Source organism: Nocardia sp. NPDC004711, from assembly GCF_053601595.1.
This window is the reverse complement of the sequence record NZ_JBSGCB010000041.1, coordinates 77,467-85,426: the sequence shown is the minus strand read 5'-3', so window position 1 is coordinate 85,426 and position 7,960 is coordinate 77,467. Positions and strand designations below refer to the sequence as shown.

8 protein-coding genes and 1 rRNA gene are annotated in these 7,960 nt (G+C 67.9%); 1 reads left to right on the top strand and 8 read right to left on the bottom strand.

Translation table 11 applies throughout. From position 1 onward, the window contains the following. The 4 genes from ACWEKS_RS33990 to ACWEKS_RS33975 form a co-directional block, all read right to left on the bottom strand. A 16S ribosomal RNA gene (locus ACWEKS_RS33990) occupies positions 1-88 on the bottom strand; the annotation flags it as partial. A 560-nt stretch (positions 89-648) separates the two neighbouring features. Then, entirely contained in the window at positions 649-1,938 is a 1,290-nt protein-coding gene (gene tyrS / locus ACWEKS_RS33985; RefSeq protein WP_452343888.1) for a tyrosine--tRNA ligase, read from the bottom strand. Between the two features lie 208 nt (positions 1,939-2,146). Next, complete coding sequence (locus ACWEKS_RS33980) at positions 2,147-2,572, bottom strand: DoxX family protein (protein ID WP_452343887.1); 426 nt, start codon at positions 2,570-2,572, stop codon at positions 2,147-2,149. Positions 2,573-2,648: 76 nt separating this feature from the next. After that, a complete protein-coding gene (locus tag ACWEKS_RS33975) occupies positions 2,649-3,350 on the bottom strand; it encodes a FadR/GntR family transcriptional regulator (protein WP_452343895.1) in 702 nt (233 codons plus the stop codon). A 214-nt stretch (positions 3,351-3,564) separates the two neighbouring features. Here ACWEKS_RS33975 and ACWEKS_RS33970 point away from each other — a divergent pair, with 214 nt between their 5' ends. Then, positions 3,565-5,172, top strand: a complete 1,608-nt coding sequence (locus ACWEKS_RS33970; RefSeq protein WP_452343894.1) for a 2-isopropylmalate synthase — start codon at positions 3,565-3,567, stop codon at positions 5,170-5,172. Positions 5,173-5,178: 6 nt separating this feature from the next. Here ACWEKS_RS33970 and ACWEKS_RS33965 read toward each other — a convergent pair whose 3' ends face one another. From ACWEKS_RS33965 to ACWEKS_RS33950, 4 genes are all read right to left on the bottom strand, one after another. After that, positions 5,179-5,754: a Clp protease N-terminal domain-containing protein gene (locus tag ACWEKS_RS33965; protein WP_452343886.1), complete on the bottom strand. Its 576-nt coding sequence runs from the start codon at positions 5,752-5,754 to the stop codon at positions 5,179-5,181. Between the two features lie 112 nt (positions 5,755-5,866). Next, entirely contained in the window at positions 5,867-6,490 is a 624-nt protein-coding gene (locus tag ACWEKS_RS33960) for a DNA-3-methyladenine glycosylase (RefSeq protein WP_452343885.1), read from the bottom strand. Between the two features lie 91 nt (positions 6,491-6,581). Then, positions 6,582-6,875, bottom strand: coding sequence for a DUF3761 domain-containing protein (locus ACWEKS_RS33955; RefSeq protein WP_452343884.1), 294 nt, complete (start codon positions 6,873-6,875; stop codon positions 6,582-6,584). A 122-nt stretch (positions 6,876-6,997) separates the two neighbouring features. After that, entirely contained in the window at positions 6,998-7,921 is a 924-nt protein-coding gene (locus ACWEKS_RS33950) for an RNA polymerase sigma-70 factor (RefSeq protein ID WP_452343883.1), read from the bottom strand. Between the last annotated feature and the right edge of the window lie 39 nt (positions 7,922-7,960).

Genomic DNA, 7,960 nt, shown 5'->3' with positions numbered 1-7,960 from the left:
TGTACCCCGAAGGGCCTTACCGCTCGACTTGCATGTGTTAAGCACGCCGCTAGCGTTCGTCCTGAGCCAGGATCAAACTCTCCGTTGAAGACTCTCGATCCACTCCCGAAGGAGCCAATCAGAAGAATGTTCGCAGAGTCCGAAAACCTAGCGATAAAAACGCCAGCCGGAAATTAGCTGACTTAAATGTCCGACCCCAGCACACGGGGGGTGTGAGGCCGGAACCAAATTAAATATTTGGCACTGACATTCATCGACACACTATTGAGTTCTCAAAGAACACACGCACAAGCAATCGATCCAAAATTGATTGGATGTCCTGCGAGGCAACTTTTCCAGCCTAGCCGCGAGCCTCCGCAGAGTCAAGGGCCAATTTTCTGGCTGGCGTGTTCGTGTCCGGCGCTCCTCGTCCAACCTCGTATCCGTTTCCGAAGATTTCCAGCCTCTGAGCTGGGCGTTTCGGTCCCGGTCGGTGTCCGTGTCGCTCTGACCTGGACTAAGTTACGCGGCGGATAACGCGAGGTCAAATCCGCTGGTCGCGGAGTCGTTTGCGCTGGTGAACGGGCTGCTGACCGGGGCAATCGGCGACCTGGGCCACTGGTTTGTGACCCAGGTCATTTCGATCTTGTTTCGGTATCGGCGAACCGGTCAGTCGGCCGCGCGGCGCACGCCGGCGAAGTTCTTCTTGCCGCGACGCAGCACCAGCCAGCGTCCGTGCAGGTAGTCGGCGTCGGACGGGGTCCACTCCGGATCGGACACCTTCTCGTTGTTCACCGCGGCACCGCCCTCGTTGACCGCGCGACGGGCCGCACTGCGGCCCTCGCACAGACCCGAGTCGACCAGCAGATCCACGATGGTGGACGTTCCGGTCGCCTCGGCGACCTTGCCGTCGACCGCGGATTCGGCCAGGGCCGCCGACAGCGTGGCGTCGTCGAGCTCGCGCAGATCGCCGCGGCCGAACAGGGCCTGGCTGGCCAGCTGCACCGCACGGGTGTTCGCCTCGCCGTGCACGAGCGTGGTCATCTCGGCGGCCAGTCGCTTCTGGGCCTCGCGGGCGAAGGGGCGCTCGGCGGTCGCCTTCTCGAGCTCGTCGAGTTCCTCGCGGGAGAGGAAGGTGAACCAGCGCAGGTAGCGGACCACGTCGGCGTCGGCGGTGTTCACGAAGTACTGGTACCAGGCGTAGGGGCTGGTCATCTCCGGGTCCAGCCAGAGGCTGCCGCCGCCGGTGGACTTGCCGAACTTCTTGCCGTCGGCCGAGGTCACCAGCGGGACGGTGAGGGCGTGCACGTGCTCGCCGTCGACCCGGCGGTTGAGCTCCACGCCCGCGATGATGTTGCCCCACTGGTCGGAACCGCCGACCTGCAGCGTGCAGCCGTATTCGCGGCGCAGCTGCAGGAAGTCGTTGGCCTGCAACAGCATGTAGCTGAACTCGGTGTAGGACATGCCGTCCGACTCCAGCCGGCGCTTGACGGTGTCGCGGGCCAGCATGACGTTCACCGAGAAGTGCTTGCCGATGTCCCGCAGGAACGAGACCGTGGACAGCGACCCGGTCCAGTCCATGTTGTTGGCGATGATCGCCGCGTTCGGGCCGTCCAGATCCACGAAGCGCTCGAGCTGGGAGCGGATGCGGCCGGCCCATTCGGCGACGGTGTCGGTGGAGTTCATGGTGCGCTCGCCGACGTCGCGGGGGTCACCGATGAGACCGGTCGCGCCACCGGCCAGCACGATCGGGCGGTGGCCGGCGCGCTGGAAGCGCTTGAGTGCCAGCAGGGGAACCAGGTGTCCGGCGTGCAGGCTGGCCGCGGTCGGGTCGAACCCGGCATAGAGGGTGATCGGGCCCTTGGCCGCGGCCGCACGCAGGGCGTCCAGGTCGGTGGACTGCGCGATCAACCCGCGCCAGGTCAGTTCATCGATGATGTCGCCGCTCACGGCCTCCATCTTTCCATTCCGCCTCTCCGCGACTTTTTCGCCCGGCCTTGGTGCCGTCGCCGGTACTGCATGCGGCCGCCGGTGGAGAGCCGAAACAATTTTGACCGTCCCCGACGAGTTACCCCGGTCGCAACGAAATCAGTTGGCGCATGACATACGAGGAAACCCGCCGCCGAGTTTCGTCGGCGGCGGGCTTGGGGTCGAGCGATTGTTCGGGTCACTTCACCAGGTTGGTGAAGGTGGAGAAGGAGGCGCGGCGCTCGTAGGCGATCCAGGCGAAGACGCCGACCAGGATGAGCGGGAAGACCGCAAGGGCCGGGGAGCCGAGGACGAAGGCCTGGGTGGCGGCGGCGCACACCATGGTGATGGACAGGCCCGCGGCGGCGGGGCCGTTCAGGCGGGCGACCAGCAGGCCGATGCCGCCGGAGACCTCGACCAGGCCGGTGAAGTAGCGGAACCAGTCGCCCCAGCCGATCTGGTGGAAGACGCGGACGGCGTCGGCCTGGCCCGCGAACTTCGGCAGGCCGGAGGCGACGATGAAGAACAGGCCGAGCACGATCTGCAGGGTCCACAGCACGCGGTTGCGGAGCTTGCCCGAGGTGGCGGTGATGGCGACGGTCGGGGTGGCGGCGATGGCGGTCATGTCGAATGTCCTTCCGGGGCTTGTCGGTTCGGTGTCGAACTCGCTTGCTCACTAGGACGGGGGCCGTCGCGGAAACTCATCGCCGCTCGGCAGAATTTTTTGGCCAGGGCTCGAAGGCGGCCTCGAGCGCGGTCAGATGGACGCGGCTGGCGGTGGCGGCGGCCTCGGGATCGCGGGCGCGGATGGCGTCGTAGAGGTGCTCGTGTGCGTCGTGGTCGGTGGCCGGATCGCGCATGGGGCGGATGCGGAGCATGTCGATCATGGCGTGGCGCGAGCGTGGGACGAAGGCATTGAACAGCTCGAGCAGGATGTCGTTGTGGGCGGCGGCCACGACCGTGCGGTGGAAGGCGGTGTCGGCGTCGACCAATCCCTCGACGGAATCGCCGCTCTCGGCGCGGGCGGCCAGGGCGCGGAGCATGGCGCGCAGGTCGGCGGGGGTGCGGCGGCGGGCGGCCAGGGCCGCGCCCTCGGCCTCGATGGCGATGCGGGCCTCGAGGACGGTGACGATGTCCGAGCGGCGCAGCACCGTGTCCCAGTCCTCGGCTACATCCAGGGCGGTGACGAAAACGCCCGCGCCCTGGCGGCTTTCGAGCACGCCCTTACCCGCGAGTTCGCGAATGGCCTCGCGGAGCGTCGAGCGGCCGACGCCGAGCTGGGCGGCGAGTGTGGTCTCGCCGGGGAGGCGGTGGCCCAGCTGCCACTCCCCCGCACGAATTCGCGAGAGCAGGACCTCGGCGGCCTGGGCGGCGAGCGGATGCCTCTGTACCTGCGCCACTATTGCTCGGCCTCTCTACTTGTCTGAGTAGTTAATCCCCTCTAGTCTAGTCCACATGCTTCTGGGTGCCCTGCTTCTCCTTCACCGCCGCGGCGGGGTCTGACCGACCGGCACCCCGCTAGCGGGCTCGCTGTGCTGCGCCGGTCACCTCCTCCGACGCGAAAGCGAATCTCCCGTGAGCACTCCCCCGAGCTGGAATCGTCAGCAGCCGTCCGTCATGCCCTCGCATCGGTATCACGATGTGTACCAACGCGTTTCGGTGCCGCTGATCGAACGTTCCTGGCCCGCCAACCGGATCACGACCGCACCGCTGTGGGTGCCGGTGGATCTGCGCGACGGCAATCAGGCCCTGGCCGAGCCGATGGATCCCGACCGCAAGCGGCGGTTCTTCGAACTGCTGGTGGCCATGGGCTACAAGGAGATCGAGGTCGGCTACCCCAGCGCCTCGCAGACCGACTTCGACTTCGTGCAATTGATCGGGGCCGAGCGGCTGGCTCCCGAGGACGTCACCATCGTCGTCTTCACCCCCGCGCGCCGGGATCTGATCGAGCGGACCGTGGAATCGGTACGCGGCATTCCCAACGATGTAGTCATCCACATGTACACCGCCACCGCGCCTACCTGGCGGAATGTGGTGCTGGGCAAGACCCGTGACGAGCTGGCCGAGCTGATCACGGCCGGCGGGCGCGATGTGCTGGAACTGGCCGGGGACATGCCGAATGTCCGGTTCCAGTTCTCGCCCGAGGTGTTCATGCTGACCGAACCGGATTTCGTGCTGGATGTCTGCGACCGCATGACGACGCTGTGGGACGCCACGCCCGAGCGGCCGGTGACGCTGAACCTGCCCGCGACGGTCGAGGTGGCGACGCCGAATGTGTATGCCGATCAGATCGAGTACATGCACCGGAACCTGGCGCGCCGCGACAGCGTGATCCTGTCGGTGCATCCGCACAATGACCGCGGCACCGGGATCGCGTGCGCGGAGTTGGCGGTACTGGCCGGGGCGCAGCGGGTCGAGGGGTGCGTGTTCGGCAACGGAGAGCGCACGGGCAATGTGGATCTGGCGACGCTGGCGTTGAATCTGCATGCGCAGGGCGTGGATCCGATGATCGACTTCTCCGATATCGACCAGGTGCGGCGAACCGTCGAGTACTGCACGCGGCTGCCGGTGCACGAACGCCATCCCTACGCCGGTGATCTGGTGTACACGGCGTATTCGGGGACGCATCAGGACGCGATCAAGAAGGGGTTCGCCGAGCATCGCGAGCGGGCGGCCCGGCTGGGGGCGCCCGAACGTGAAATCGCCTGGGAGGTACCGTATCTGCCCATCGATCCGGCCGATGTCGGCCGCTCCTACGACGCGGTGATCCGGGTCAATTCGCAGTCCGGCAAGGGTGGGATCGCGTACCTGCTGGAGGCCGAGTACGGCCTGGAGTTGCCGCGCCGCCTGCAGATCGACTTCGCCCGCCACGTCCAGCACCACACCGACCGGACCGGGACCGAGGTGTCGGCGCGAACGCTGTGGGAGCTGTTCACCGCCACCTACGCGGGGGGCCCGGCCGATTCGGGTATCCCCGCCGATACGACGGTCGAGGACGCCATCGGTCTGCTGGGCCGGCGTGGGTTCTCGGTCGAGGTGTTGTCGGTGACGCATCAGAGCGTGGACCGCGCCGGAGTCGATCCGGCCGTCGCCTACTTTGAGTACCGGATGGACGATGGCGTGGCCTGGGCCTTCGGTAGCGGTGAAACCTCCGCCCGCGCCACGGTTTCCGCAGTGCTGGCGGCCGGGGAGCGAGCCGCCCGGGCGGTACCGCTGCGCGTGTAGCCGGAGCTACCCGATGATGTCGCCGAGGACGGACCCGGTGCCGGGACCGTCCAGGCGACGCTCGAGTTCGGCCACCCGGTGTTCGAGTTCGGTGATGCGCTGCCGGAGTTCGGCTTCGGCCGAGGGCACGCCGGTCGGGCCGGGGCTCGCGGCCATGCGGGCGTCGATCCGGTCCCGGAGGTCGTCGGTCGTGGCGCCCTCGCTGATGAGAACCTGCGAGGCCACGCCGGAGCCCTCGGCGACCAGGGCCAGCAGCAGGTGTTCGGGGCCGATGTAGTTGTGCTGCAGGCGCATTGCCTCGCGCAGCGACATCTCCAGCACCTTCTTCGAGCGGGGTGTGAAGGGAATGTGCCCGGCGGGGGCACCGTTCTCCTGGACGCCGACCGCCTGGTTCACTCTCTCGCGGAGGCCGGAGAGGTCCAGGCCCACGTCCGCGAGGGCCTGCCCTGCGATCGGATCACCGCCGTGCAGGAGGCCGAGCAGCAGGTGTTCGGTTCCTATCCAGTCGTGCCCGAGCAGGCGGGCCTCCTCCTGGGCCAGCACGATGGCGCGGCGGGCAGTGTCGGTGAACCGTTCGAACATGGGCTATTCCACCTAGGGTGAGCGGTCGATTCGTCCACCGTAGTCCTCCGGTCCGCCCGCCGATACGGACTCCGGTGCGCCGCATCCCGCCCGGCGCGCGGACCGATCCGGACTAGGCGGAACGATCCAGCTTGGGAGCGCGCGGGCTGCGGCGGTAGGTCGACACCGCCGGGGAATCCGGCAGCCACAGCCGCCACGGACGGTCGGCGGCCAGGCTCACCCCGACTCGGGGACCGGCGGATACGGCAGCGGGATCGGTGATCTCGGGGCCGAGTTCCAAGCGAATCGGCGCGTCCGGGTCGAAGAGACGAGTTCCGTAGTCGTCCAGGCGAATTCCGAGGGCGCTGCCGACATTGCCGGGGCCACGGGCCAGGTCGGCGTCGGATTTGGCGGCGGGGCGGCGGGTGCGGGCGAGATCGTGGCCCGCGATGATCTCGCCGGCCCGGACGAGGACGGCACTGGCGATGCCGTCGGGACCGCTGGTGACGTTCACGCAGGTGTGCATGCCGTAGCTGAAGTAGACGTACAGCACGCCGGGCGGGCCGAACATGACCGCGTTGCGCGGGGTGCGGCCGCGGCCGGAGTGGGCGGCCGGGTCGGGCCACGGCCCGGCGGGGTCGCTCCCATAGGCCTCGGCCTCGACGATGCGCAGGCCCACCGGCCCGGACCAGAGCGTGCTGCCGAGCAGGCGCCGCGCGGCGCACAGTGGTTCGACGGCAAGCTCTTCGGCACTCACGCCGACCTATTGTTCCGCACGGCCGTCCCGCCCGGAGTGCCGGGACGGCCGTGTGAGGCCGGTTACCGCGGGGCCGGAGCCGAAGCGGTGGTCAGAGCCAGGTTGCGACGCCGCCGTGGTGCGAGCAGGTGCCGCTGCGGTGCTGACTGAAGCTGTAGGTGCCGTCCTTGCAGCGGGCGGTAGCCCCGTCCGGGACGGTGGGAGACTGCTCCGGGCGCGGCACGCAGGCGCCACTCACGTTCTCGTATTCGCTGGCAGCGCAGGCGGTGTGGAGCACCGGCGCGGCGACCGCGGGACCGGCGAGCGCGCTGCTCACACCGATGAAGGCCGCGGCGGCCCAGGGCAGGATGTGTCGCGCCGCACGGCGCTTGGTATAGCCGATCATTACGGAATCCCTTGCAGAATAGCGGTGTCGAAACGGGAGCGGATGCCCCCGACGAGCGCCGAATAGTACGGGTCCGCTATCGCCGCGACACCGGATTCCTGTCGACCGACCGATTCGGCGACCTATTCGCCGCCACCCTGTTGCTGAATACCGGCCAGTTTGTCCGGATTCACCTGGAAGCGAATGTTTTCGATGTGACCATCGCGAATGTCGTAGGTCAGAGCACCCACGCGGTAGTCGCCGATCATGGCCAGCACGCCGAGTTCGCCATTGATGTAGGCGGATTCGAGGCGGATGCCCGCGCTGATCGGTTTGGCCATGGCGCCGAGCATCCAGCGAGCCACATGGTCGGGACCGTAGAGCGGGCGGCGGGCGGCGGTGACCTTGCCGCCACCGTCGTTCCACAGCGTCACGTCGGGGGCCAGTAGTTCCATGAGCGCGTTGACATCTCCGCCCTGGGCCGCGGCCATGAACTTCTCGGTGATCTCCGAGCGGATCGAGACATCGGTGTCGAAGCGCGGGCGGCGCGAGTGCACATGAGAGCGGGCGCGGTGCGAGATCTGGCGGACGGTGGCCTCGGGGCGGTCCAGGAAACCGGCGATCTCGGCATGCGAATAGCCGAAGACCTCGCGCAGCACGAAGACCGCGCGCTCGGCCGGGCTCAGGGTTTCGAGGACGACCAGCATGGCGGTCGACACGGTGTCGGCCATCTCGGTCTCCTCTGCGGCGTCGGCCGTGCTGGTGAGCAGGGGTTCGGGCAGCCACGGCCCGACATAGGTCTCGCGGGTGGCGCGCGCCGAGGTGAGGCGGTTGAGCGCCAGATTGGTGACGGTGCGGACCAGATAGGACTTGGGGTGGGTGACCGTGTCCCGGTCCACCTCGTGCCATTTGATCCAGGCGTCCTGCAGGATGTCCTCGGCGTCGGTGACGGTGCCGAGCATCTGATACGCGGTGCCGAACAGCAGCCGGCGGTGTGCCACGAAGGGATCGATCGAATCGTCCTGCCGGGCAGCGGGTACGGGCTGGTCGGGCGTGTGATCCTGCATGGGACTCATACCTACCGGGTCTTGCGAAATGAATCCATC